A 26,134-nucleotide genomic window follows, 5' to 3' on the forward strand; every position below is an offset into this window, starting at 1 on the left:
TATAACGGCAGCTAGTAACCAAGCCAGCATTTAGCAGTTTATCGTCTATGCCTCACTTCACTCCTTCTACTTCACGGCGTAACTTTCTGAAAGGGGCGGGCTGCTTAACTATTGGGTTCGTCTTGTTTGGGGTTGGTGCAGCGGCAGCCGAAACGCCGAAAGGCCCCGAGCTTCCTGGTAGCTTACAAGACAATCCGCGCATTAATGCGTGGCTGGAAGTGTTGGCCGATGGCCGGGTGCGGGTGCTAACGGGCAAAATCGAAATTGGGCAGGGCATCCGAACGGCCGTGGCACAAATAGCAGCCGAGGAGCTTGATATGCCACTGGAGCGCGTGGAAGTGGTGCTGGCCGAAACAAACCGCACCCCCGATGAGCGCTATACTGCTGGCAGCGCCTCCATCGAGCAAAGTGCCATGTCGGTGCGCTACGCGGCGGCGGCAGCCCGGCAGAAGCTACTGATACTCGCCGCCGCGCAGTTTAAAGCCATGCCCAGCCAGTTGGAGCTACGCAACGGTAGCGTGCGCACTACCGATGGCCGCCAACTCGGCTTCGCGCAACTCCTAGGCGGGCAGCAACTCCAAGACGAAGTGCGCCTGCCCATTCGCCTTAAGCCCAAAGCCGACTACCGCTATGTAGGCCGCTCCATCCCCCGCGACGACATCGAGCGGATGGTACGGGCCGAGGAGTACTATGTGCAGGACCTGCGCTTCCCGGGTATGGTACACGCCCGCATCTTGCGCCCTCCTACTTACGAAGCAAAGCTCGAAAGCTTCGATAGTAAAGCGTTGAAAAAAGCTGTGCCTGGTGTGCTGCAAGTGGTGGTAGACGGGAGCTTTGTGGGGCTGCTGGCCGAGCGGGAATACGACGCCAAGCTTGCCCAGGACTTCGGGCGGCTGCATGCGCGTTGGTCGGGCGGCCGAGCCTTACCGGCGGGGCAGCCCCTGGCAGACCACTTGCGCCAACTACCAGCCATCGACAAGCGCACCACCGACAAAGGCAACTTCAACGGTGCGCCCACCACGCCTACGTTGCGCGCCAGCTACTTCAAGCCCTACCTCATGCACGGCTCCATCGGGCCGAGCTGTGCCGTAGCGCTGTTCGAGCAAAATACCTTGCACGTCTGGACCCACAGCCAAGGCGTATACCCGCTGCGCGACGCATTGGCCAAGCTTTTGAAAATCAACCCAGAGAACGTTCACGTGAAAGGCGTACCGGGCTCGGGCTGCTACGGCCACAACGGCGCCGACGACGTAGCCGCCGATGCCGCCCTGCTAGCCCGCGCTGTACCCGGCCGCCACGTACGGGTGCAGTGGAGCCGGGAAGACGAACACGCCTGGGAGCCCTACGGCAGCGCCATGCTACTGGACCTGGAAGCGCACCTCGACCCCAAAACTGGACGCGTCACGCATTGGAAGCACGAGTTGTGGTCGGATACGCACAGTTCCCGGCCCGGTGGTTCGCCCGAGAAGCTACTAGCCGCGCAGTACCTCGCCCAGCCACTTTTACCCAAGCCCGAAGACGATGTGAGTGGCGGCATCTACCGCAACTCCGAACCCTACTACGATTTCCCGGCCGTACGCGTAGACACGCATTACGTGCAGGGGCCGTTGCGGGTGTCGGCACTGCGGAGCTTAGGCGCTTTCGGTAATGTGTTTGCTCTTGAATCTTTCATGGAGGAGCTAGCTGTAAAAGCCGGGCAAGACCCGTATGCGTTTCGCCTGCGCCACCTAAAAGACGAGCGGGCCAAAGCCGTGCTCCGTAAAGTGCAGGACATGGTTCAAAACCAGAAGTTGGCTTCACGCGAAGGACTCGGCGTAGCCTTCGCCCGCTATAAAAACCAAGCGGCCTATTGTGCTGTGGTAGCCAAAGTAACAGTAGCTCCCGAAGCCGACGGCTCCACTATACGCGTGGCTAAGATGTGGGCAGCTATCGATGCAGGCGAAGTAATCAACCCCGATGGATTGAAAAATCAGACGGAAGGCGGCCTTATCCAAGCAGCCAGCTGGACGCTCAACGAGGAAGTTTACTTCAACGCATACCAAGTCACAACCCGACAGTGGGAGCAATACCCCATCTACCGCTTCGATGAAGTGCCGCTCGTGGAAGTGGCCGTGCTGGACCGCCCCACCGAGCCGCCCCTAGGTGCTGGCGAAGCCGCGCAAGGCCCCGCCGCCGCCGCTATTGCCAACGCTGTATTTCACGCCTGCGGCAAACGCATCCGCCAGCTACCCATCCGGCCGGAGAAGCTATTGGCGTGATTAAACTTAGCTAGTGTCTAAAGCTGAAAAGCCAGTTTCCCTGCTCATCTAAGCAGGGAAACTGGCTTTCATTTCTAAGGAACATTCTCGTTACTCTTTGCCTAGCAGCTTCTTAAAGCCTTTCACCGCTTCCGGCACTGCCAAGGCAAGAGAGGTTACGGAGGCTACTGTAGCTACTTGGCAGTAGAAACACAATGCCTTGTTTTCCTGCCACTCTTCCTGACCAAGTTTCACGGTGGTGAGGGTATCGAACAGCGTTTTGAGGCCCATAGCCACCGGTATGGCTGGCTGCTGAGTAGCGCGGTGCAAGCCACCCGCGCCAGCCAGGCAGGCCGTGAGGCCATACGTAACCATCATGGGCAATGCATCGGGTGTGTCGGCGCGCTTGTAGGCGTAGTCGGAGGCGTCTACTTTGTCGGAGTCGAAGGGGCCGATGGGCGGGTCAGGCAGGTGCTTGATGATGCCGGTTTGGTAGAGGCTTACTATCTGGCCGGCGGCCACTCCAAGGATGGAAAGGCCGATTATCCAGCGGCGGCGAGTAAGGTCGGCGCTTTGGCCGTTGCGGAGTTCGTAGCTAAGTTCGGTAGGATTCATCGAGGCCGGTTTTGCGGTGGAGGACTACAAAAGGGTACGGCAACGGCTGGGGTTGAGTTCAGGAGGAGCTTGAGAATAGGAACCGGCTAGCGATTCAGAAATTCCTTCACTTTTGGGTGTTGTATTAGCTTGTAACTGAACAGCACTATACCCCCAACCTCTAGTAGGCTGCCGGTAATCCATAGGGCATCAGCACCGGACCAGTGCTGAATCTTGAACAAGGCACCGACCAGATTAATACAGACTCCTAGTACAAAGAGTATGAGTGCATGCTTGGCTTTCATTGAACCTGTGCTTTTAACTGTATTGCTATTGACTTAGTATTCGGGACTAGCTGGATACTAGTAACAGTCCCAATAGAAATAGGCTTCTTCGAATCGACCTTCTTTCAGTGCTTGCTCGGCAATGAAGAAGTGCGCTACCCCCGAGTCTCCAAACATAATTTTTTCATCGGCGTCGATTTGTAGTAGCTGCACGTCTTGGTTGGAAGTAGAATCGTTCTCACGGGGGTCGCCTTGTGTGAAGGCCGCGTAGCCACCAAGTTTGTGTCCGTCGCCATCTAGGAACTGCTGAAATATCTTTTGCTCAGCTTCGGGCAATGTTTCGGCATACTCATAGCTATCCAACCCATTGAATTCTAGCCCAAATCGGTGGTCATGAGCTGAGCCGTATTCAACAGCACGCGCAAAGGTTAATTGGTGTTCACAATCGATTGGGCTATCGTCATAGTGGTCTGCGGGTAAGAAACTATAGTCTTGCCGAGCTTCCTCCTGAAGTTGCTCGGGGCTGAGGTACAGCACAGCGCTTTGGTCCATATCGTACCAGTCGTGAGTGGCTACGTAGAACTGGAGCAGCCCTGCCGCCGGCAAGAATGTATTGCTTGGCAGCTCCTGCAAGTTGATCTGCGCCAGTAGCAGCATGGGCTTCCTAGCATTATCAAGCGGATAGGGTACGGATGCTGGCAGGTGCGGGAGCCCCCGAAATTTGCTAGCGGCGGAAGCGGGTTGGTCGGCGTCTAGCGGCGTAGCCTTTATTTTAATACTCTCTAGCTTATAATGTTCTAATTGATCGGCAAAGGGCTGCAGGAATTCTGGAATCATGGTGCAGATTGAATGGTTAGCGTAAAGTCGGCCATAAGATAAGCCTACCGCCGCCAGGAGCGTATCTTTCGCCGCTCACATCTTTTGCTATGAATCAGCCCGCCGTATCTCTCCTGCCCACCCCTACCACCGCTACCGACTCTTTCCTCTCGCAAGCCGCGCACGACTTGGTGGGCCGTTATGCGCCCGAGGAGCTGTCGGATTTGGTGGTGGTGGTGCCGACGCGGCGGGCGGTGGTGTATTTGAAGAACGAGTTGGCCATGGCTACCAGCGCGGGCGAGGCGCTGTGGAGCCCCCGCGTGGCGGCCATGGAAGACTACATGGTGGAGCTGGCCGGCGTGCAGGTGGAAGAGCCCATTGCGCTGCAACTGCTGCTCTTCGACATCTTAAAGGACATTGACGCCGACCTGGATTTCGACCGGTTTGTGGGCTGGTCGGGGCTGCTGCTGCAGGACTTCTCTAACCTCGACCAGAATCTGGCGCCCGCCAACAAGGTGTTCGAGTACCTTTCGCAGGCCAAGGCGCTAGAGCGTTGGGAACTAAGCGAAGCGCCCTCGCCACAGTCGATAACGGGGGCGTACTTCAAGTTCTGGGACGACCTCACGAAGGTATACCACCGCCTGCGCCGCCGGATGCTGGAGCAACGCGTTGCCTACCCCGGCCTAGCTTACCGCTTGGCCACCGAGCGGGTAACCGACCAGGTCAAGAGCGGTGCTATGCCCGCTAAACACGTCTTTTTAGGTTTAGGCTACCTCTCGAAAGCGGAGTTTACGCTGATTGACGTGCTGCACCGCGCTGGCCGCGCTGAAGTGCGCTTCGACGCCGACCTGTTCTACCTCGACTTCGACTCCCCCAACCGTGCCGGGCAGCACCTCAAAAACTACCTGAAGCGCTGGGCCCCACCAGAATTCGGCGACTTTGGTGCCCCTACCGATTTGCTGCGCACCTTACCCCGGCACGTCCGCTTCGTGGGCGTGGCCAATGCCAGTATGCAAGGCAAAGTGGCTGGCCAGCTGCTGGCGGAAGCGCGCCTACAGTTCCCCAACAGCACGGTAGCCGTAGTGCTGCCCGACGAAACCCTGCTGCTGCCCGTGCTGCACGGCCTCCCACCCGATGCGGTGCCCGACTACAACGTGACCATGGGCTTGAGCTTCCAGAGCACGCCCCTGTTCAACCTCGTGGATTTGCTGTTTGAGGTGCACCTAACCGGCATCAGGGAGGGCACTGCCGAAACCGGCTATGGCGTGCCCCGCTACCACCACTTGGCCGTAAACAAGCTGCTGAGCCACCCGTTTTTGCGCCGCTACCAGCAGTGGCTCGACCGGCAGCCCAACAAGAAATACCACGGCCTGCTCGATGGCGTGTGCCGCGAAATAGTGAAGCGCAACGCGGTGCTGCTGCCTGCCGCCGAGCTGCTGGAAATCGGCAAGAGCCATCCGATTATCGAGGCCCTATTTAAGACCTGGGACACCTGCGACGATATTATTGCGGCTTGTTACACGCTCATCGACTTGCTGAAACAAGTCTACACCGAGCAGCACTCGGCCATTGAGGCCGAATACTTGTACCTGTTTTATACGCTGATCAAGCGCCTCGATTCGGTGTTCGACTGCCGGGAGCAGCGGTTGTCGGTGCGCTCGTTCCGGCGGTTTCTCTACGAGCAGATGACTCGCACCCGCTTGCCTTTCTCGGGCGAGCCCATTGCCGATGTGCAAGTCATGGGCTTGCTGGAAACCCGCGCCCTCGATTTCGATCATATTATCCTGCTGAGCTGCAACGAAAACGTACTGCCAGCCCCTAAGCGTCACACCTCGCTATTTCCCTACGACGTGCTGACCGAGTTCCGCATGCCCACCTACGCCGACCACGAAGCCGCCACCTCCTACCAGTTTTGGCGCTTGCTCCAGCGCACCCGCCGCGTCGATTTGGTGCACGTGCTACCCGGCGCCGAAGGCACTCGCACCGGCGAGCGGAGCCGGTTTTTGCTGCAACTAGCCAACGACTTGCTACCGCAAAACCTCGGAATGGTGTTGGAGGACCTGACGGCGGTTACCTCTCCCCCTATTCCGGCTGCCACACCGAAGCAGGGAATAGCCGCTAATCGAGCGCCGGAATTTGATTTCGGGTCCAGAGTGAACCCTCCTTCCCTGGAAAACGAGCCAGACAATATACTGACCTCGGGGCATGAAGTCATGAACGACTTGGTCTTGCAAAAAGACCTTGGGATGCTAGACGCACTGCGGGAGGTCTTGATAAAAGGCCTTTCGCCGACTGGCTTAAACGAGTACCTGAACTGCTCGCTGAAATTCTATTTCAACCGCATTGCCCGTTTCCGGGAGGCCGACGAAGTGGAGGAAGCCTTGGGCGTGGATGGGTTCGGAACAATAGTGCACGAGGTGCTAGAAGAGTTGCTTGCCCCGTTCCAACGCAGCGGCAAACCCCTGACTGCTGCTGCCATTCCAGACCTGATAAAGTCGGCTCCAACGTTGGTGGCCAAGGCGTTGCGCAAGGAAGAAGAAGACCGCCACGCCCGCGCCGATGAGGGCCTTAACCACGTGCTGGGCCAAGTTGCTACCCAACTTGTGCGGCGCTATTTCGAGAGCCTGCTCACGCAACCCAACGCTCTGCCCCTCCAGATTCAAAGCATTGAAGAGGGCTTACAGGCCACCATCTACGTGGCGCTGCCGAGTGGCGAGAAGTTGCCCGTCAGCCTTATCGGTTTTGCCGACCGGGTCGACCAACTACCCGACGGTCGCCTGCGGGTAGTTGATTACAAAACCGGCCTGGTGCACGCCCACGAGCTGAAGCTGCAAAAGCGCAACGAGACACCCGCCGAGGCTGCCGAGCGCCTGATCCGGGAAGACACGTCGGCGGCGGATAAAGTGCGGCAGCTCTGGCTCTACCGGTTTATGCTGGAGCAAGGCGGTCGGCCCGCGGCCGATGCGGCTATCATCTCGTTGCGCAACATACCCGCCGGCCCCATGTCGGCGGATATGTCGTTTCTGACGGCTGATGGCCAGTCGTTTATGGCACGGAGCGAGGAGTTGCTGAGCCAGCTGGTCAACCGCATCCTTGACCCCGCCGAGGCTATTCGCAAAACCGACGACCTAGAAAAGTGTCAATATTGCCCGTATCAGGGCATATGTGCCAGATGATGGCTGATTGCTAATCATACAACCACTTACCAATCAGCAACTAACAATCAACCATTCAACAATCAACAAGCAATTCATGGACGAATTCATGCAGGCCGCCATCGATGAGGCGCGGCAAGGACGTAAAGAAGGCGGTATTCCGATTGGCTCGGTGCTGATGCGTAACGGCGAAATTGTGAGCCGGGGGCACAACAAGCGGGTGCAGGAACTCGACCCCATTGCCCACGGCGAAATGGACGCCCTCCGCAACGCCGGCCGGCAGCGCACCTACCGCGACACGGTGCTTTACACCACGCTCATGCCTTGCTTTATGTGCGCCGGCACCATCGTGCAGTTCAAAATCCCGAAGGTGGTAGTTGGTGAGGCCCGCACCTTCGGCGAATCCAAAGAGTTTCTGGAAAGCCACGGCGTCGAAGTCGTTATTCTTGACCTAGACGAGTGCGTGGACATGATGCAGGAATTCATCGACGCCGAGCCCACGCTTTGGAACGAGGATATTATGGAGTTGTAGCACCCGCTTCCGCTGGCGCCGGGATTTGGTTGGCCCAAGCAGGCTGCAAACCCGGCGCCAACGGAAGCCTCCGCTACACCCAAAGCCGGTAAGCGTGATTGTCTCTTCAACAAGCAACTCAGGAAACAGCCACGCCGGGCTTACGCAATGACGATTCGCGAATCAGCAGCTTGGGCTTGAGCACGATGTTGTGCGGGGAGGCGGGCCGCTCCGGGTTGTCGGTTACCATATCGAGCAGCATCTGCACGGCCGTGCGCCCCATCAGTTCGCAATTTTGGTCGACGCTCGTGATGCTAGGGTCGGTGAAGGCGGTGAATTGCTCGTTGCTGAAACCAGCTAGGGCAATATCCTGCGGTATTCGAATACCGGCTTTCTTGAGAACCTGCATGGCGCCTACCGCGGCCACATCAATAGAAAAAAACACGGCGTCCGGCCGCTGGGGCAGCGCCAGCAGTTGCCGCATGCCCTCGGTGCCACCCGCCAAACTCATTTCCCCGAACACAGTTAGCTCTTCTCGAACAGGTAATCCATGCGCCTGCAACGCATCGAGGTAGCCTTGGTGGCGGTTGCGGTAGATATTCAAGTGCAACGGCCCGGTGAAGTGCGCGATGCGGGTGCACCCCTGCGACACTAGGTGCGTGACCACCTCGTAGGCGCCCTGGTAATCGTCAATGACCACCGCACCTACGCTGGCCCCTGCAATGCCTTCCACTATCCGGTCGAAAAAAACCAGGGGCAGGGTGTTGTCTTGCACCATTTCGAAGTGCTCGAAGTTATGGGTACTGTTGGCCAACGACACCAGTATCCCCTCCACCTGCGCATTCATCAACAACTCAATGTTCTTTCTTTCCTGCTGCTCGTCTTCGTTTGATTGAAAGATCATCACGTTGTAGCCCGACAGATTAGCCTCGGTAGCAATGCCGTGGACCACCTGCGGGAAAAAGTTGCCGGTGATGTGCGGCACCAGCACGCCGAGCATCTTGCTGCGGCCTTTGCGCAAGCCCGCCGCTAGTTGGTTGGGCTGGTAGTTGAGGGCAGTAGCTAGTTGTCGCACCCGGTCTTTGGTTGCTTGGCTAACGTCTTCATGATCGGAGAGGGCGCGGGAAATAGTGGAGGGGGATAAGTTTAGCTGTTTGGCCAAATCCGTGATAGATGCCCGACGAGTTCCCATAATTTATTTGTTGCTATAACGACTGTTGCGGCGAAACGACCTGAGTAAGAAGTGGTTTTGCGACATGACTTCTAAACATCCGGCGGCCTGCCGAATTCCAAGCTGGTAGCAAATTAGCACCATCTGCGGGGAAGTTGCATCCTGAACTCTCTGGCAACTACTCAACCATAACTTTTCCGCCTGGCACACCGCCGTACGCCTTATTTTTGCTTTATGGAACAACAGCCGCTTACTGCCTCCAAAAAATGCCCGCATTGTGGGTTCTGGAGTCGTTGGCAGCAGCGGGCCGATGACCGATGCGAGCGGTGCGGACTGTATCTGGATGCCCCCCGCATGCGGAGTGAAAAGGAGCGCGAGGAATTGGCCAATGAGCCATTGCCGTCCTTTATGCGCATCGCAATCAAGCCCGACGATGGCCCAACGTTGCGCTTTTTCAAGCACATTATTCGGGGTGGGCAGTTGGCTTTCGGAGCCATGGTTTCTTTCCTGCTGTGGCTGATTGCGCTCCTAGCCGGATGAGACGAGGCCCTTATGAGTTGCGCCAGCCCCTGTTCTTGCTTGGGGCCGTGTTGTACTTTTTGGCCATTCTACACAAGCGGGGCGTGGGTCCTCTGCCCTACTGGCCCCCTGTACTTGGCTCCTACTTGGCCGATGTGCTAACCCTTCCGCTGGAACTCACTTTGCTGCGCTGGATTATGCGCCGCTTCTACTTCCAGACGCCAGTTTTTGTGCTACCCACTTCCTGGGTGGTAGCTACGTGGCTGACGATTTCCGTTTGGTTTGAAGGCATCCTGCCTTACTTTTCTCGCACTGCCACCGGCGACCCGCTCGATGTGGTGGCTTACGCGGTGGGAGGTCTCATCTTCTGGCGCTGGCTGAACCAGCCCGCCTAAGCTCGGCACCTCTCACGTTGTCTTTTGGGGGCACCCCGGTGAGCGTGGCAGTCAGTCAACCTGAACCTATTGACTTGTTTTCAGCGTAAAACGCATTCCTGCCCCGCTGGCTACCTGCCGCGGGGCTCTTGGTTTTACCGTACTCTGTTTTCATGCTTCACGATTTGCACCGCGTACTGACCACGTATTGGCAGCAGTTTTTATTTATTCTTCCCAAACTGTTGCTGGCACTGGTTTTACTTGTTGTTGCCATTACCATTGCCAACCGTCTCAGCCGCGTACTGGGCACCCGCCTGCGCAGCCGCGCCCACGACCCACTCCTCGCCGATTTCCTTACTGGCATCAGCCGCTGGGCCCTGTGGTTGCTCGGGTTGCTGCTGGCTATGCAGGTTATTGGGCTTTCGGGGGTGGTAACCGGCATGCTAAGCGCCGCCGGACTATCGGCCTTTGTGGTGGGCTTTGCTTTTAAAGACATTGCCGAGAACTTCCTGGCTGGGATGATCCTGGCCTTCAACCGCCCCTTCCACCTCAACGACACGGTGCAGATCCGCGACCAAACCGGCCACGTGGAAGCGCTTAACCTGCGCACCACCGTTATTCGCACCTTCGATGGCAAGCACGTATTCCTGCCCAACTCCATCGTGCTCAAGGAGCCCCTCATCAACTTCACCCGCAATGGCGACCTGCGGCAGGACTTCCTTATCACCGTTAATTACGGCCCGGAGGGTACCTACGAGCAGGTGCGGGACCTGATACTGAGTTTCCTGAACACCCTCCCCGATCTGCACCACGACAGTCCGCGGGCACCTTATCTGGTACTCGAAAAATCGACCGATACCACGGCCGATGTGCGCTTATACTTCTGGTCGTCTTCCGAGGAATACCGCCGCGGTGCCCTCGAAACAAAGAGCGAGGTAATGCAAAAGGTAAAAAACCTATTGCTCGACAAAGGCTACGCCCCGCCCACCCTAGCGCAGTAAGCAGGCAAGATTTTTGCGCCCTGAACCCGTCACTTCAGGGCGTTTTTTAGTAACATGCAGTAAGAGAGCTTAGACTCGCCCTACGGCTTTGCCCGGCCGTCTTCATTATTGCCTCGCGGCTATGCGCAAAAATCTCGTTCACCGGCTTCTCAGTCCGTTGCTACTCTGGCGCTTACGCCACATCAACAACCGGGTATACCTAATCCTGGTGAGCGTACTGGTAGGATTAATGGCCGGCCTGACGGCAGTTATTCTAAAGGGCTCGGTCCACCGCTCCCAAGAACTTCTGTACTCGTGGGTGCCCGAAGAAAAGCGAGTATTCGCGTTTTTCTTGTATCCCATCATCGGGATTTCGCTGTCGGTTTTGTTTACGCGCTATTTTCTTGGCGGCAACCTGAGCCGGGGCCTAGGCCCCATTATTTACAATATTGCCCGGCAAGGCAGTATTGTGCCGCGCAGCAAGCTGTATTCGCAGGTCGTTACTTCATTTATCACCGTTTCATTTGGAGGTTCGGCAGGTTTGGAGGCTCCTATTTCCGTTACGGGCGCAGCGCAGGGTTCTAACCTGGCCCGGCTGCTGCGGGTTGGACCCCGGGAACGACGCCTGCTCGTGGGCTGCGGCGCGGCGGCTGGCGTGGCGGCCATTTTCAACTCGCCTATTGCGGGGGTGCTTTTTGCCGTAGAAGTGGTACTCGGCGAGTTGTCGGCCCCGTTCTTTATTCCCCTGCTGATTTCGGCGGCCACTGCTACGGTGGTGTCCAAGGCCTTGTTTGCCGGGCAGCCGTTCGTGCTTATCACCACGAGTTGGCCCGTCGATGCCATCCCGTTTTACATCATGATGGGACTGTGCACGGCCATGCTTTCGGTGTATATGATTCGGGTCTACTTTGCGGCCGACAGGTTTTTCGAGCGGTGGCCTGGCGCTTTCCGCAAGGTGCTGCTTGGTGGCCTTGCCCTTGGAATTCTGGTTTTTTTGTTTCCGCCGCTTTATGGCGAGGGGTACAACATTGTACAGCAGTTGTTGGCCGGGCGGGGGCAAGAATTGGTTAACGGCTCCATTTTCGCGGTGTACCGTGATGAAAACGTGTGGATACTGCTGGCCGTAGCCACTGCGAGCATGCTGCTCAAAGTATTTGCCACCACCATTACGGTGGGAGCTGGCGGCAACGGGGGCATGTTCGGTTCCTCTCTGTTTGCGGGGGCGTTGCTTGGGTTTGTGTTTTCCCGCATCATCAATATGAGCGGCCTGACGACGGTGTCGGAAGTGCACTTCATTGTGTTGGGCATGGCAGGGGTGCTAGCCGGCGTGGTGCACGCCCCCCTAACTGCCATCTTCCTCATTGCGGAAATCACGGGGGGATACGCGCTGTTTGTGCCGCTGATGGTGGTTACGAGCAGTTCGTATGTCATTACTCGCTACTTCGAGCCCTACTCAGTGTACACGCGCAAGCTGGTGCAGCGCGGCGTATACGTTCATAAAGACCGTGACCGGGGGCTGCTAGCGCAAATGGACGTGCCGCACCTCACGCAAACCGACTTTGTAGCCGTACACCCCGAAGACACGCTGGGTGACCTGGTGAAAACCTTCCGCCACGCCAGCCGCAATATCTTTCCGGTGGTTGACCAAGACAACCAGCTCGTAGGTGTTGTCACGCTCGACACGGTGCGCGATGCCCTTTTCGACGACGCTCATTACAGCACCACCCGCGTGCGCGACCTGATGACCGATCCGCCCGCCACCGTCAACCCCGACGATTCGCTGCTCGATACACTGCGGTGCATGGAGCAGCTCGGCGTTCCGGCGCTGCCCGTCGTCGACCATGGGCATTACGTGGGCTTCCTGCTAAAATCCACCATCCTGGCTGGCTACCGCAAGCAGCTGTTAAAGGAAACAGAATAGTGCAAAGGGGTCAGCAAAGCCAAAAGCTGTCATGCTGAACCTATAGTTAGGTTAAGAGCACTAAATGCAGTGGCTCATCTAGAATTCTCCTATTTCTGGTTCCCGCTTCGTGAGTTGCAGGCCGATCATCATGAGCAGACCAGTGAGTAGAATCACAACGAAGAGAATGTTCTCGCCTACTTCGCCGATGTGGTGCTTGGTAGGAATGCTGTAATAAAGCAGCACCGTAATAAGCCCTTTGGGCGCAATAAACAGTTCCGGCACTAAGTCAGTACGGGCGATATAGCGCAGGTACACATAGCGAATGGCCGTGAGTACGGCCACTATGAGGATGCCCTGCAATAGCAAGGCGCCACTTAGTAGGCTGCTTAGGGTGATGCTGAATCCGAACAGCAGAAAGAAAAACGTCCGAATCAGAAAGGCCGACTCGGCGGTGATGCTTTTGAGAGGATGCAGTTCGGCGGCCAGCTGCTCGGGATGCAGCCAGCGGTGCAGACGCGGGCCGCGCAAAATCAAATCGGCGTTGTTGACGGCTAACCCAAATACCAGCACCAGCACTAACGACGAAAGGTGCAGCTGCTTAGCCAAGCTATAGAGCAGAATCAGGAAGGCCAGAATCAGGAAGAACTTGACGTGTAGCCGAATGCGCCCTAGCAGAAACGCCAGGGCCGCGGTGCTCAGAATAGCCACTACCACTACCGCCACCACATCAAGTGAAAACGTGACGATGGATATGCCCTGGGCAAAATTCTCTTGCAAAGCAAAGTTGAAGAGCATGATGCCCAGAATGTCCGAGAACGTGCTTTCGTACACAATAAACTCCTGCTTTTCGCCCATCAGATTGGCTACGCTCGGAATGGCGATGGCCGAGCTAATGACAGACAGCGGCACAGCATTAACGAGGCAGCTCTGAAAAGAAGCCCCTATATACGCCTGCAGTAGCAGCGCAATGGCCACTGCCTGCACCACTAAAATAAAAGCCGCAGCCAGAAAGGATCGCCGAATAAGGGGCGCTTTGTCTCGGCTGAGCTTCAGATCGAGGGCTCCTTCCAGCACGATCATAATCAAGCCGATGATGCCAAAGATTTCCAGCACCACCGTCGGGATATTGGGCGTGAAGTTGAAGTAGTCGGCGGCTTGGCGCAGGGCAATACCGGTGAGCAGCAACATCAGCACCGAGGGCACCCGCGTAGCGCGTGCTACCACATCAAACAAGTAGGAAAGAATGACGGCTATACTTAGGCCAATTAGGATAGAGTAGGAACCCATACTGCAGAGCAACCAGCATTTTGCCGGCTTGATGAACAGTCCTTTGTACGGCTATAACCCCAGCTGCGCCGTATTATCGCAGCAACTAGCAAGGCGTCTGTGCTTTAGCAATTCATATAGCGAGCTTTCTAGCTGAAGGTTATTCTGTTTGCAGGCAAGCAACAGCATTGAAATATCGAAGCAACCAGTTGCTTTACCGTATTTTGCACCCTTTCTAGACCGGGGGTTGAGTAATTGAATTGATGGCGTTGTCTTCTGTTGTTGCGGTTATTGGTGGCGGTCCGGCGGGACTCTTGGCAGCGCAGCGCTTGGCAGAAGCTGGCCATCGGGTGGCCGTGTATGAGGCGCAGGCCACCGTAGGGCGCAAGTTTCTGGTGGCCGGTCACGGTGGTTTCAATCTTACCAATGCCGAGGACACGGCTACCTTCGAAAGCCGTTACGGCCAAAAACAGTTGGAATTTGGTGGTTTCCTTCGCCACTTCTCCCCTACCGATTTGCGCCAGTGGGCCAGCAGCCTCGGCATCGACACGTTTGTTGGTACCAGCGGCCGCATATTTCCCCTCAAAGTTCATAAGCCCGCCGACGTGCTGCGGGCCTGGGTTAGCCACCTGCACGACCTCGGCGTTACTATGCATACACGCCATCGGTGGTTGGGCTTTGTAGGCAGCAAGGGCCTGCGCCTGCGCGACGAAACCACTGGCCACGAATTCGACTTATTTCCCGATGCCACTGTGCTAGCCTTAGGCGGCGCAAGCTGGAGCAAAACCGGTTCAGACGGTCGTTGGGTTGCTGCATTCGAGCAAATTGGGGTGCAGTGCGTGCCGTTTGCGCCGAGCAATTGCGGAGCGGAAGTGGCTTGGTCGCCTTTTTTCCAAACCAAAGTCGGGCGGGCGCCGCTCAAGAATATTGCCTTGCGCTGCGGCCCGCAACGAGTCCGAGGGGAACTGCTACTCACCGAGTACGGCTTGGAGGGCACGCCCGTGTACGCTCTTTCGGCCTGCTTGCGCGCCGCCCTGGTAAGTGGTGCGCCCGCCCTGCTCCACCTCGACCTAAAACCGGACCTTAGCGACGAGCAATTAACAGCAAAACTGCAAAAGCTGACCTCTAGCCGCTCCCTTCCTGACTTTCTGCGCCAGACGCTACGCCTGGGGCCGCCAGTCTATACGTTGCTACGCGAGGTAGCCCCCCATGCGCTTACTACCACGCCCGAGGCCTTAGCAGGTTTGCTCCGCAATGTACCCTTGCCGGTGCAAGCTCTGCGCCCCCTCGATGAGGCCATTAGCAGTGCGGGGGGCGTGGCCTGGACGGAACTAACCGATGAGCTAATGCTACGCGGCCGGCCGGGCACTTTTCTGGCGGGCGAAATGCTGGACTGGGAAGCTCCCACCGGCGGCTATCTGTTGCAGGGATGCTTTAGCACCGGAGCCTGGGCTGCTCACGGCGTCGTACGTTGGTTAAGCTAAGTAGGCAGCAAAGTAGATACGCACCAAGCCTGTGCAATCACCCCACTTCGTTCATCAAAAAGTCTCCTACTGCCTCCGAAAAACAGGGTTTTTCTGTTCTGCCGCGTTGATAGTAGCTTATTGATGTTGCTACCTCAGCATCCTTTTTACCCCATTATTCAAGGCAGCTAAGCAAAGCGCGTGTGTATAGTAAATTATAGATTATAATAATTCCTATAACACTCAACTGTCGCAAGAAATAATCAAGCCGAACACACCAACAAAAACAAGCACCTATCTAGTATAATGCAATTAATTATTATTATTTTTCTAAACCATTTTTTGTACTAGTTAGCCCAACCCTGCCTATGCCCACAACTACGTGCTCCTTCTTCCCCCGAAGTGCTTCTCGTTTGTGCCTTTATGCCGCTGTGGGCTTTAGTCACCAACCGCTATCTACTGCTGACTGTTGCGCTGCTGCTGCAACGGCTTGGATCAGCTAAGTCAACTGCACCAGTCAAAAGCCCGCCCCAAAGTTTAAAACTTTCGAGTAATGAAAACTAATGTTGTAGAAGCAGTAAAATTTTGTTTTACCAGTAAAGTCATCAATCATATAAGCCTGGCGGTTGACGAAAGCGAGAAAGGGGTGGAAAAGGCTTTGGAAAAAGCTATTCCTCTGGTACTAGAAAGCCTCATGCTGCGGGCCGAGAGAACAGGTGGCCCGGAAATGTTGCTCGATCTGGCCCGTGAAGCCTATACTGCCAACCTGTTTCCTCACTTGCCTCACCTGGAAACCACGGCTTGGTACGCCAAAGGCGCCAGCTTGATGCAGAATTTAGCGGGTGATGGGTACGAAGGCTTAATCAACCGAATTTCCATTGTATCCAGCATTCGGCCGTCGGCAGGCCAGTCGTTGCTGCTTATTGCAGCAGCAGCCGTGCTGAGCGTGCTCGGAAAGTATGCGGCCGAGAACGAACTCTCGCAAGCCGAGCTTATGAACTGGTTTAGAACCCAAAAGGCAGAAATTGCCATGGCGTTGTTCCCGGACATGAACCGCCGGCCAGTGGACTTCAACGACCGTCCGGACACGCAGCTCAATGCCTCCATTACTTCCCGGCCAGCAGCTATGGCCCGGCGGGTTGGTCCTGCTGAACAAGGAATCTGGAACCCTATTGGCGGGGGCGCCACGTACACTCCCCACCCCGAAACGCCTGCCCCGGCCCCTAGCCCCGCTGCTGGCTTTCGTTGGCAATGGGCGGTGCTGCTCTTGATGGCCGTGTGCTTGGGCTATTACTTTGGCCACGACCAGCTAACCACTATTCCCGGCACCGCGGCTGCTTTCGCCACCGCGCCTACTGCCCCTACCGCGCCGGAAGCAACGCCCGCTGTTGCGGCTTCTGCCAAAGGAGTTTACGACAAAGACCGGGACACGTATATCTACGATACAGGTCAGCCCATCATTTTGACCTTGGCCAATGGCACTACGCAAAAAGTAGGAGCCAACTCCACCGAGAACCGCTTGTACACTTTCTTATCGGATCCTGCCTTCCAGGTTGATTCCGTTAATCGGACCAAAGGCTGGATCAATTTCGACCGAGTGTATTTCGAAGCAGGCAAAGCCACGCTCACGCCCGAGTCGCAGCTGCAATTGCACAACGTAGCACAAATGCTGAAGTCGTTCCCGAACGCCACGGTGAAACTCGGCGGCTACACTGACAACACCGGCGACGCCGCTAATAACTTACAAATCAGCGAGCAGCGGGCTAAAACCGCCGCGTTGGCGCTGGTTAAGGAAGGCATATCCTTTAGCCGGCTGCAATACAAGGGATATGGCTCCAAGTATTTCGTTGCTGACAATACGACGCTGGAAGGCCGCGCTTTAAATCGGCGCATCAGCATCCGGGTTATCAACAAATAGTCTGCTTCATCAGATAACGAGACACGAAGACCCACTCTCCCGTTTTCCTGGCTACTACATGTTGTCCTCCTTGATCTGGCCGCGGCCAGATCAAGGAGGATATTTTTTAACTCACAGTTTTCCCTGCAAAGCCTCCATAGCGCCAGCCAGGTACACCAACGGCGCATTCCAGTTGATGGCTATTTCGTTGGAAGCGTACGAGCAAACATCGTCGGCGTACGCCATATCCGCCGTGGTGAACGGGTACTGGCACTTGTCCTGCTGGCCGGGGTTGGGGCCCCCAACCAAGAAGCCCGGCAAGGGCGCCTGCACTTTGTCGCCCTCGGAGAGTCGATGATGCGGATGCTGCGGAGTCTTGGCGCCGTAACCCGTCACGAAAGAAATGCCCAAGGCATTGCGGCCCAGCATGTAGTCCAGGTTGGTGAGGGCATAGTGCAAGTACTTGGGGTTGCCGCTGATTTGATACGCCTGAATCAGCGCGATGCCTTGATTGCCCGCATTGGAATTGCTGCCCCACGAAAAGTCGCGGGCGGTTTTGCCCATCACCGTTTGGTAGGCGCGGGTATCAGTGCCCGCCGCTAAGGCGTCGGCCAGGGTTTGGATTTCCTTTTTCGCTTTCACTACGTCCTTCTCGGCTTTAGCAGGGAGCTTGGCACCAAGCCGCACCAGGGTGTAGTAGCCGAGCGCCCGCACTTGGTTCCAGCTCGGTAAGGGCAGCTGACCCTCGGGCAGCAGCTTGATGGCTTGATAGTACTTGTCTTGCTTGGTGGTAGCGTACAACTCGGTAGCAGCCCAGCTCCACTCATCTTGCACGTCACGGTCGCCGTAGGTGCCGGTGGCTATGGCGGGCTGGAACTGCTTGTTTAGCGCGTCTTGCTCGTAATACACCGCCGGATGCGCGCTGGCCCACTCCCAAGCGCGCGTGGAAGCCCGCAAACACGAATCGGCCAGGCCCGGCAGCTGGCGCTCAAACTGGCGGAAGACGCGGCTGGACTGCGCCAACACCGCGGCAAAATCGAGGGCGGCCGCGGTGCTTTTCTGTACCACGTAGCGGGGCGTCTGGCATTCGGTGGGCATCACCATACCATCGAATTTAGCATTGGTGAGCTTGTGGTACACCCCGCCGTCGTGGGGGTCCTGCATCGAGAGCATCCACCGCAGGTTCCACAACGACTCGTCGAGAATATCGGGAATGGCGTTGCTGCTTTCCGGAATCTGCGCTTTTAGCTGCGCGCCGTACGCTGGAAAGTCTTCGTAGAGCGAAAGCAGCGTGCTGAGCGTGATGCCGGAGTTGACGATGTATTTGTTGTAGTCGCCGGCATCGTACCACCCGCGGGACGAGGAAATAACGGTACCGGCCGGGCGCTCCTTGCTGGCCGCCGAGGCGTGTACGAGCACCTGGTTGTCGGGGTGGCCCATGGGGCGGTTCCACACCCCCGCGTACGTAACGGGCAGAGCCGTAGAAGCCCGCTGATAATAGTAGCTCTTCAGGGCCGCTGCGGCCAATGGCGCGTGAACCCGCGGCTGAATTTGGAAAGTGTAAGAATAGCCAAGCGTTGGCACAGCTAGCACATACGTTCCCGGGGTTGTGAAACTGGAAAAGTCGGCCGTCCGCACGTCCTGATTGGAAAACTCGTTGTGCCGCTGCGCGCCTAGCTCGCCAGTGAAAACCGTGGTGGTTCGGTCGGGGGTGGTAATGGAAAACTTACCGGCGGGCGCCCCCACTATCATAGCTACCTTGGGTGCAGCCGGGTAAAAGCCTATCTGATTGAGTTTGATGCTCTCCGTCAACTGTTGAGCACTCAAGGACAAACTTAGGGTCGCTAAAAAGCTTGAAAATAGGATAGGTTTCAGCAAAGGAGGTGGGAATTGAAGTTGCTAATTGTGTTCAGAAAAACGTATTTGCTGATATTACGAGAAGTGCAGTAGGCAATTTGTCCACTTTTCAATCACCTTAACTTCTTGTGCTGTTGTTGGAGTTGTTTACATTCTTCGGCGTGCTACATAGCACTGATTGCAATAGAAATGCTGGTTTGGTTGGCGCTTTGGGTGTAGTTTAGAAAGTCTTTGGATAGCATGTGCTGCACTTCTCCGAAAAGTTGAAACTTCCATTAGCTTGTACAGTTGCAAGCGGAACGGATGACCTCTACACCTAAGCTCCGGATACTACCCCCATGAAAATTCAAAAAGCTGAGTTAAAAGGACGCACATTTTAGCCAAGGAGTTGAACTTCGCTGCTCAATAAAGCTGCTAAGCCGGAAATAACGCTCCTTCGGGGCAACCCAAGCACCCCACGTACTGATTCATTTGTCTGCCACATGGCCAATTCAAAACGAACTTCTATTGCCGACTTGGCTCGGCAATTAAATATATCTCCTTCCACCGTATCGCGGGCTCTTGCCGATCATGAGGGCATCAGCGAAGCAACCAAAGACCGGGTCCGCAAACTTGCTCAGGAGCTGCACTACCGACCCAATCAATTAGCGGCGGCCCTACGCAAAGGCCACAGCAAAACGCTCGGCGTGATTGTACCTCACATTCGGGGCTACTTCTTCCCCGCCGTCATGAACGGCATCGAGAAAATTGCGAGCCGGGCCGGCTTCAACGTGATGATGTGCCAGTCCAACGAAGAGTTGCGGCGCGAACAGCAGAACGTCGACACCTTGTTGGCCGCGCAGGTAGAGGGCATTTTGGTTTCTCTTTCCGCTACCACCCACGACGAAGTGCAGCACTTCGAGCAGGTCCGGCAACAAGGCACGCCGCTGGTGTTTTTTGACCGCATGGCCGACTTGCCCGGCAGCTCCGCCGTTATCCTCGACGATTTTCAGGGCGCCTACCGCGCCGTAACTCACTTGATTGAGCAAGGCTGCACACGTATTGCCCACTTGGCCGGGCCGCAGCACCTCAACACCAGCCGCAACCGCTACTTGGGCTACGCCGAGGCCTTGCGTGCGCATGGTCTTCCGCTTAAGGAAGAGTGGGTGTACGACCTGCCGGCCCTCACGCACGACGCCGGCCGGCTAGCCATCGAGCATTTGCTGGCGATGGATAACTCCATCGATGCCTTTTTCGCGGCTTATGCCATTCCTACGGTTGGTGCGCTCGAATTGCTCCAGGAGCGCGGCGTGCGCGTGCCGCAAGACTTGGCGGTGGCCTGCTTCAGCAATGAGCCGTTCACCAACATGACGCAGCCCCGCCTAACGGTAGTAGACCAGCGGGCCGAGCAGATGGGCGAAACGGCGGTTCAGCTGCTGTTGCAGTTGCTTAAGCGCGGACCAAGCTATTCCCCGCCGCCATTGGTGCTCAAGCCCGAGTTGATTGTTCGGGCTTCGTCGCTGCACAAGGCGTAATAAGCCAGCGGCTATTGCACTTTACTTTTCCCGTACCAGCTTGAACAGCTTAATTGCCGCTATTCGCGCGGAAATTCTGTTCGGCTGGTATGCGGTGCTGATTTGCGGCGCTACGGCATCTAGTGCCAAGGTGTGCTGCCTTGCTTAACTCAGCGTTTGACTTCAGCAGCTTCGGCAGCGGCCAAAATTTCTTTGGCTTCTGCCAGCAGCCGCTCACCCCGGTCGAGGTGCTGGCGCGCAATCAAGGCGAAGAGCACCAGAAACGAAAGGATAGGCAACACCCAGCTCAAGGCAAACCAAAACCAATACGAGCGGCCGTAGCTAGCTGCGCAGTAGCCCGTAAGCAAGGGTAGCACCGAATAGGCGCACAGAAAACCAAATCCGGATACGAGTAGGTAGACAGGCATGGCAGCAGCAACTATACGTTCTAAGGTAGGTTTTCTGGCTGCCTATTGCAAGCTGAGCCAAGATTATATGTCTATTGTAAACCTGAAAAAGCGAGGAAAGTTGACGGGAACGGCTGGAATCTTACTAGCCTAAAAAGTTAATCTTCGTGCGCATTTTTTCGTACTTGTCGGCATAGTCTCTCGCATCGACTCTTTCCGCCCCGCCCTTGCCTGTTTTCCAGCTCCCCTCTATGTGGGACCACCAAAGTTTATTCCGCGTATCGGCCCAGTTGTTTGCCGATGGTATTTTCAATCTGCTCGACCGTAATCTGAAGCCCGAGGTGTTCTTGCTAGGGCTAGCCTCTGCCCGCGAAACCGACGAGCCGCAGGCCGTGGTAGTGGAACCCGCCACCTTGCGCTACTCTCCCGCCGACTTTGCGGGCGTCAAGTCCCTGGCCGCTGCGCTGGAGCCCGATGGCCCGCGCGACGTAGTGTATCACCTGCACCCCGACGACCACGACCGGTACGAGAAACTGCGCTGGTATGCTTTGTTGCAACAGGCTACGGAGCAGACGCTAACGGAGCTATGCGCGGCGCAGGGCGAAAACCGGATTAGTTTCTGTTCGGTGCCCATCAGCCTCTATGGGTATCTGGTAGTGATTGTGCTGCAACTATCGCGCGAAACCTACGAGGCGTATTACACCCTGCCAGTACTCAGCACCAGCAACCGCCCTACCTCGCTGGTCAATGCCACCGTGCAGGAATTTCTGCAAGATTGCAGCCGCGCCCTTCGCGAATCGGATACCGACGACGACCGGCCCGTGCTTGACCGCGACTACAACGAGGTGCTGCGCGCCGCGGGCCGCAGCTTTATGCTGCGTGTGGCCGCCGGCACGCATGGTTTGTACGATGCCTGCAACGGGGTGGCGGCCCTCCGCCATGAGGGCGACGAAGGAGTGGGCACTATGCTGGTGGCCCGGCGGCATCACCCGGCTATCGTGTCGGTGCTCACGCTGGAAAGCCCAATTCCGCTGCGCGACCACCGCCGCGTGCGGAAGCTGTTGGAACTCAGCGAAGACCGAACCGCCCTTGTTTCCGACGCCACCGACGTGTTCGGGCTTGGCTACCTCGTGGCCCCCGACGACCAAGCCTACGAGCCGATTTTCACGGTGCATTTCACTCGCCACTACAGTTGGGAACTCACCCACGACGCGCAGCTCATGATGAAGGTGGTTTCGAACACGCCCCGCCTCCCGCAGGGCCGCGTTGATGCCAGCAATTTTGCGCAGGCCGTACAGCGCGTATTTCCCTACCTCGATGAGCCTGCTATTGGTTACCTCTGGGAGCTTACCCAACGGGCTACTTCGCAGCCCAACGGCACTATTTTGGTGGTGTCTGAGGGGGCAGCCCAGGAAGCGGCCCGACTCACCCGCCAGTGCTTTCGGGTGGTTCCCCGCCTGATGACGCCTTCGGTTTTGCGGCTGGTTACCAACATCGACGGTGCCGTGCTCATAGAGCCTCACGGCGACTGTTACGCCATCGGCGCCATTCTCGACGGTCTCGCCACGGAAAAAGGCGACTCCTCTCGTGGTTCGCGTTACAATTCTGCCCTGCGCTACGTGGAAAGCAGCCGCTATGCTTGCTTAGCCGTGGTGGTGAGCGAGGATGGCCTAATCGATTTACTCCCCCCAATAAGGAGGTAAGTTACTGATTTCAAAACCTTAGCTAGAGTAGCCTAAGACATGCATTTATAGTTGTAATAAGTACTAGTCTGCTAACTAGACAGCACAAGGACCTTTCCTCTTTGAGACAAACCGTGGGAACGGTCGTTGTCTCAAAGGGAAAAGGTCCTTGTGCTGTCGTATAGTATTCTTCTTACTTCACAACCCCTTAACCATTTACGCTGCCCATCATCTGTTCGGGGTAGCGTTGGCCGGCGGCTATATTCTTAGGGGCTATTTCATCTAGCTGCTGGAGTTCATCGGCACTTAGTTGCACGTCGAGGGCGCCTAGGTTTTCTTCGAGGTAAGACACGCGCTTGGTGCCGGGAATAGGCACGATGTCATTGCCCTGGGCTAGCACCCACGCCAAGGCTAGCTGGCCGGGAGTACAGTTCTTTTGGGCGGCCAGTTCCTTGATGCGGGCCACGAGGTCAAGGTTCTTTTGGAAGTTTTCACCCTGGAAGCGGGGCGTGTGGCGGCGGTAGTCGTCGGGGGCTAGGTCTTCGAATCGCTGGATCTGCCCGGTAAGAAAGCCACGACCTAGCGGCGAATACGGCACAAAGCCAATACCTAGTTCGCGGCAAGTTTGCAGCACGCCATCTTCGGGGTCACGGCTCCAAAGCGAATACTCGCTTTGCAAGGCGGCAATAGGATGCACGGCAGCAGCGCGACGCAATGTGCCCGCGGCTGCTTCGGAGAGGCCCAGATACCGCACTTTGCCTTCCTTCACTAACTCCGCCATAGCCCCTACCGTTTCCTCGATGGGCGTATTGGGGTCGACACGGTGCTGGTAGTACAGGTCGATGTGGTCGGTGCCGAGGCGCTTGAGGCTCGCCTCGCAGGCCTGCCGCACGTAGGCGGGCGTGCCGTTGATGCCGCGTACCGACGGGTTAGCTGGGTCGCGAACGATGCCGAATTTGGTGGCAATAATTACTTGGTTGCGCCGGTCACGGAAGGCTTTGCCTACTAGTTCCTCGTTTTTGAAGGGACCGTACATATCGGCCGTGTCGAAGAAGGTAACGCCTAAGTCGGTGGCCCGGTGCAGGGTGCGGATGCTTTCTGTGTCGTCGGGCTGCCCGTAGAAGTCCGACATACCCATACAGCCGAGGCCGAGGGCAGAAACCGTAAGGCCAGAACGGCCAAGCGTGCGGGTTTGCATTGGTTACATGAGTTAGAGTTTCCCGTTCAGAAACGTAGCGCCGGCGCAGAGGTTGGCTAGCGCTCCGGTTACGTTTATAGTTATAGAACATGCACCGCGAACCTCCACGCCAGCGCTACGTTTCTGTGCGTGAAGCCATAGGAAGCCACCGTATGCTACCCGAAACCCACTCCCGCACCATGTCAACGCCCAAGCCCACTTCTTTCGATACCGATGCCCGCCTGCGCTGGGTGGAAAGCATTTCCCGCCTCCTCGACAGCCAATTTCGGGTGCCCGGCACTACCTGGCGTTTCGGCCTCGACCCCATCATGAGTTTGATACCCGTGGTGGGCGGCATTCCTTCCTTGGCCGTCTCAGGCGTTCTGATTCTGACCATGATGCGCCACGGCGCCAGCGGCAACTTGGTGGTGCGCATGGCCCTCAACGTGCTGCTCGACACCATCTTCGGCGCCATTCCCATCATCGGCAACATCTTCGATTTCGCCTATAAAGCCAACGACAAAAATGTGCGCCTGCTACGTGCCCACTATGCCGAGGGCAAGTACCAGGGCAGCGGCAAAGGGCTGTTTGCGGTGGTGGCTATCGTGTTTCTGCTGTTGGCAGGCGGCGTCGTATGGGGTGGCGTTGAGTTAGTTACATGGCTGTACCACCAAGCACAGCACCTGTTTTAAGCGCTTCTATTGGTTTGCTTTGGGGCTTGAATATGGCGGCACAGTGCTGATTTCCTGTACTCCTACCAAAGGCTTTTGTACTTGCGGAAGGGTAACAATAAACTCGGTGAATTGCCCTTCTTGCGAGAGAACGGCTAGAGAGCCGCGGTGGCCTTTGGTCACGATGTCGTAGCTCAACGACAGCCCCAAGCCGGTGCCCTCCCCAGTGGGTTTCGTGGTGAAGAAGGGTTGAAATATTTTCTCTTGAATTGCGGCCGGAATGCCCATCCCGTTGTCGCGCACCCGCACTTCCACCTGCTTTTTGCAGCGGCGCGTACTCACTTGCACATCAGGTCTGTAGTCGGGGCCTTGGGTGGCGGCTTTCTTCCGCACGGCGTAAAAGGCGTTGGTCAACAAGTTGAGGAACACCCGGTCTATGTCCTGAGGTACAACCTCCACCAACCCCAACGCGGGGTCTAGTTGCGCCGACATTGTGGCGTTGAAGTTCGGGTCTTTGGCCCGCAGACTGTGGTACGCCAATCGAAGACTTTCCTCGGCTAGCGCATTCAAATCGGTGGGGGTGGGTTCCTCCTTGCTGGTACGGGCATGGGCAAGCATATCCCGCACAATGGTAGCGGCCCGCCGGCCGTGCTGCTTGATCCGCTCTTGGTTTTGGCGCAAGTCGTCGGCGGTGCTGAGCAGAAGGGCCCGGTCTGGTTCCGGCCGGTTCACTTCCGCTTGCAGTTCGGTGGCTAGCTCGGCGCTTACTTCCGCAAAGTTGTTCACGAAATTCAACGGGTTTTGAATTTCGTGCGCAATGCCCGCCGTCAATTCTCCCAGGGAGGCCATCTTTTCTCGTTGCACGAGTTGCGCCTGGGTTGTTTCCAGAGAGCTTATCACTTGTGCTAATTGCTCGGCTTGCTGTTCAAGCACCTCCCGTTGCGTGTTCGAGGTATTTTTCTCGGCTTCAATGGTTTTGCGCTGCAGAAAATCAATCCGGCTGTTCACCTCAAAGAAATAGCAGGTGGCGGAAGCCACAAAGTGCGCCGACAACAGAAATACGTGGTTGTTGAGTATCAAGAGCCTGTCTTGCACCATATCCTGGTCGAACAGCGCCACTACAAGGTGCACCAGAAAGATCATGGTATTGGCCGTTAGGCCGTACCAAAACCGAAGCCTTGCCCACGACCCCGTAAACATCATAATGATGATCAGGCCGACATAGTAATGATTGTAGGCAAGCTCGGTAGGCTGGCTCTTATGAATAACCCGAATAACGGTAGCGGCCACTATAATGCAGGCACAGCTTATTACCAGTTGCAAATACGCCTTCAGCTTAACGGAATACGAGGATATAAGGGCCGCCAGGATGGCAGGACAGCCTAGCAAAAACCGATAAAACCACGCCGTATGAGTGGCGCTAGGAATTGCAATCCTATCGAGCAGCCCAAACGAGGCATACAGAAACAAGCCGGCCGTCAAGGATATCTTGATGGTATTTAGGTTGGCGACGTAGTAGTATTTGGCATACTCTTTTTCGACTTCTTTAGGAAAACGAAGGCGCCAAGCAGCGGGCTCTAGCTGTAAGTAATCCATAGTCGGTCGGTGGGGCTGTAGCTGAGAACAGGCGCGGCACCCTTCCGTGGTGCGCGCTTATGGAAGTCAACCAACTTACCA

Annotated in this window: 20 protein-coding genes; 12 read left to right on the forward strand and 8 right to left on the reverse strand. The window is 56.6% G+C overall.

Going from position 1 to position 26,134, the window contains the following annotated elements; genetic code table 11:
* The first annotated feature begins 47 nt into the window (after nt 1-47).
* Nucleotides 48-2,258, forward strand: coding sequence for a molybdopterin cofactor-binding domain-containing protein (locus P1X16_RS10830; protein WP_277228675.1), 2,211 nt, complete (start codon nt 48-50; stop codon nt 2,256-2,258).
* A 90-nt stretch (nt 2,259-2,348) separates the two neighbouring features.
* On the opposite strand, the gene P1X16_RS10835 is transcribed toward P1X16_RS10830, so the two are convergent.
* Complete coding sequence (locus P1X16_RS10835; RefSeq protein WP_277228676.1) at nt 2,349-2,852, reverse strand: vitamin K epoxide reductase family protein; 504 nt, start codon at nt 2,850-2,852, stop codon at nt 2,349-2,351.
* A gap of 341 nt (nt 2,853-3,193) precedes the next feature.
* Nucleotides 3,194-3,952, reverse strand: a complete 759-nt coding sequence (locus P1X16_RS10840; RefSeq protein WP_277228678.1) for a YwqG family protein — start codon at nt 3,950-3,952, stop codon at nt 3,194-3,196.
* Between the two features lie 89 nt (nt 3,953-4,041).
* Between P1X16_RS10840 and P1X16_RS10845 the strand changes: the two genes are divergently transcribed.
* Nucleotides 4,042-7,107 carry a PD-(D/E)XK nuclease family protein gene (locus P1X16_RS10845; protein ID WP_277228681.1) on the forward strand — a complete coding sequence of 1,022 codons (3,066 nt, stop codon included), beginning with the start codon at nt 4,042-4,044 and terminating at the stop codon, nt 7,105-7,107.
* A gap of 76 nt (nt 7,108-7,183) precedes the next feature.
* Nucleotides 7,184-7,618 carry a nucleoside deaminase gene (locus P1X16_RS10850; protein WP_277228683.1) on the forward strand — a complete coding sequence of 145 codons (435 nt, stop codon included), beginning with the start codon at nt 7,184-7,186 and terminating at the stop codon, nt 7,616-7,618.
* 118 nt (nt 7,619-7,736) lie between these two features.
* On the opposite strand, the gene P1X16_RS10855 is transcribed toward P1X16_RS10850, so the two are convergent.
* Nucleotides 7,737-8,789 carry a LacI family DNA-binding transcriptional regulator gene (locus P1X16_RS10855; protein WP_277228685.1) on the reverse strand — a complete coding sequence of 351 codons (1,053 nt, stop codon included), beginning with the start codon at nt 8,787-8,789 and terminating at the stop codon, nt 7,737-7,739.
* Nucleotides 8,790-9,002: 213 nt separating this feature from the next.
* Between P1X16_RS10855 and P1X16_RS10860 the strand changes: the two genes are divergently transcribed.
* The 4 genes from P1X16_RS10860 (at nt 9,003) to P1X16_RS10875 (ending at nt 12,562) form a co-directional block, all read left to right on the forward strand.
* Nucleotides 9,003-9,308: a hypothetical protein gene (locus P1X16_RS10860; protein WP_277228687.1), complete on the forward strand. Its 306-nt coding sequence runs from the start codon at nt 9,003-9,005 to the stop codon at nt 9,306-9,308.
* The gene (locus P1X16_RS10865) at nt 9,305-9,682 is read left to right on the forward strand and encodes a hypothetical protein (protein ID WP_277228689.1); all 378 of its coding nucleotides are present in this window, start codon (nt 9,305-9,307) and stop codon (nt 9,680-9,682) included. Before P1X16_RS10860 ends, P1X16_RS10865 begins: the two co-directional genes overlap by 4 nt.
* Nucleotides 9,683-9,834: 152 nt before the next feature.
* Nucleotides 9,835-10,662 carry a mechanosensitive ion channel family protein gene (locus tag P1X16_RS10870; protein ID WP_277228690.1) on the forward strand — a complete coding sequence of 276 codons (828 nt, stop codon included), beginning with the start codon at nt 9,835-9,837 and terminating at the stop codon, nt 10,660-10,662.
* Between the two features lie 121 nt (nt 10,663-10,783).
* On the forward strand, nt 10,784-12,562 hold the full coding sequence (locus P1X16_RS10875) for a chloride channel protein (protein WP_277228692.1): 1,779 nt from the start codon (nt 10,784-10,786) through the stop codon (nt 12,560-12,562).
* A gap of 78 nt (nt 12,563-12,640) precedes the next feature.
* On the opposite strand, the gene P1X16_RS10880 is transcribed toward P1X16_RS10875, so the two are convergent.
* Nucleotides 12,641-13,831, reverse strand: coding sequence for a cation:proton antiporter (locus tag P1X16_RS10880; protein ID WP_277228694.1), 1,191 nt, complete (start codon nt 13,829-13,831; stop codon nt 12,641-12,643).
* Nucleotides 13,832-14,073: 242 nt separating this feature from the next.
* Between P1X16_RS10880 and P1X16_RS10885 the strand changes: the two genes are divergently transcribed.
* Nucleotides 14,074-15,294, forward strand: coding sequence for a TIGR03862 family flavoprotein (locus tag P1X16_RS10885; RefSeq protein ID WP_277228696.1), 1,221 nt, complete (start codon nt 14,074-14,076; stop codon nt 15,292-15,294).
* A 532-nt stretch (nt 15,295-15,826) separates the two neighbouring features.
* Nucleotides 15,827-17,191 carry an OmpA family protein gene (locus P1X16_RS10890; RefSeq protein WP_277228697.1) on the forward strand — a complete coding sequence of 455 codons (1,365 nt, stop codon included), beginning with the start codon at nt 15,827-15,829 and terminating at the stop codon, nt 17,189-17,191.
* Nucleotides 17,192-17,302: 111 nt separating this feature from the next.
* On the opposite strand, the gene P1X16_RS10895 is transcribed toward P1X16_RS10890, so the two are convergent.
* Nucleotides 17,303-18,997: a glycoside hydrolase family 9 protein gene (locus P1X16_RS10895; protein WP_277228699.1), complete on the reverse strand. Its 1,695-nt coding sequence runs from the start codon at nt 18,995-18,997 to the stop codon at nt 17,303-17,305.
* 512 nt (nt 18,998-19,509) lie between these two features.
* On the opposite strand from P1X16_RS10895, the gene P1X16_RS10900 reads away from it, so the two are divergent.
* Complete coding sequence (locus P1X16_RS10900) at nt 19,510-20,541, forward strand: LacI family DNA-binding transcriptional regulator (protein WP_277228700.1); 1,032 nt, start codon at nt 19,510-19,512, stop codon at nt 20,539-20,541.
* Nucleotides 20,542-20,690: 149 nt separating this feature from the next.
* On the opposite strand, the gene P1X16_RS10905 is transcribed toward P1X16_RS10900, so the two are convergent.
* Entirely contained in the window at nt 20,691-20,948 is a 258-nt protein-coding gene (locus P1X16_RS10905; protein WP_277228702.1) for a hypothetical protein, read from the reverse strand.
* Between the two features lie 230 nt (nt 20,949-21,178).
* On the opposite strand from P1X16_RS10905, the gene P1X16_RS10910 reads away from it, so the two are divergent.
* Nucleotides 21,179-22,630 carry a diadenylate cyclase gene (locus tag P1X16_RS10910; RefSeq protein ID WP_277228704.1) on the forward strand — a complete coding sequence of 484 codons (1,452 nt, stop codon included), beginning with the start codon at nt 21,179-21,181 and terminating at the stop codon, nt 22,628-22,630.
* Between the two features lie 187 nt (nt 22,631-22,817).
* Here P1X16_RS10910 and P1X16_RS10915 read toward each other — a convergent pair whose 3' ends face one another.
* Nucleotides 22,818-23,807 carry an aldo/keto reductase gene (locus P1X16_RS10915; RefSeq protein WP_277228706.1) on the reverse strand — a complete coding sequence of 330 codons (990 nt, stop codon included), beginning with the start codon at nt 23,805-23,807 and terminating at the stop codon, nt 22,818-22,820.
* A gap of 89 nt (nt 23,808-23,896) precedes the next feature.
* Here P1X16_RS10915 and P1X16_RS10920 point away from each other — a divergent pair, with 89 nt between their 5' ends.
* A complete protein-coding gene (locus tag P1X16_RS10920) occupies nt 23,897-24,478 on the forward strand; it encodes a DUF4112 domain-containing protein (protein ID WP_277228707.1) in 582 nt (193 codons plus the stop codon).
* A gap of 6 nt (nt 24,479-24,484) precedes the next feature.
* On the opposite strand, the gene P1X16_RS10925 is transcribed toward P1X16_RS10920, so the two are convergent.
* Entirely contained in the window at nt 24,485-26,053 is a 1,569-nt protein-coding gene (locus tag P1X16_RS10925; RefSeq protein WP_277228710.1) for an ATP-binding protein, read from the reverse strand.
* Nucleotides 26,054-26,134 lie beyond the last annotated feature (81 nt).

It is taken from the genome of Hymenobacter sp. YC55 (genome assembly GCF_029433095.1).
Taxonomy (GTDB): Bacteria; Bacteroidota; Bacteroidia; order Cytophagales; family Hymenobacteraceae; genus Hymenobacter.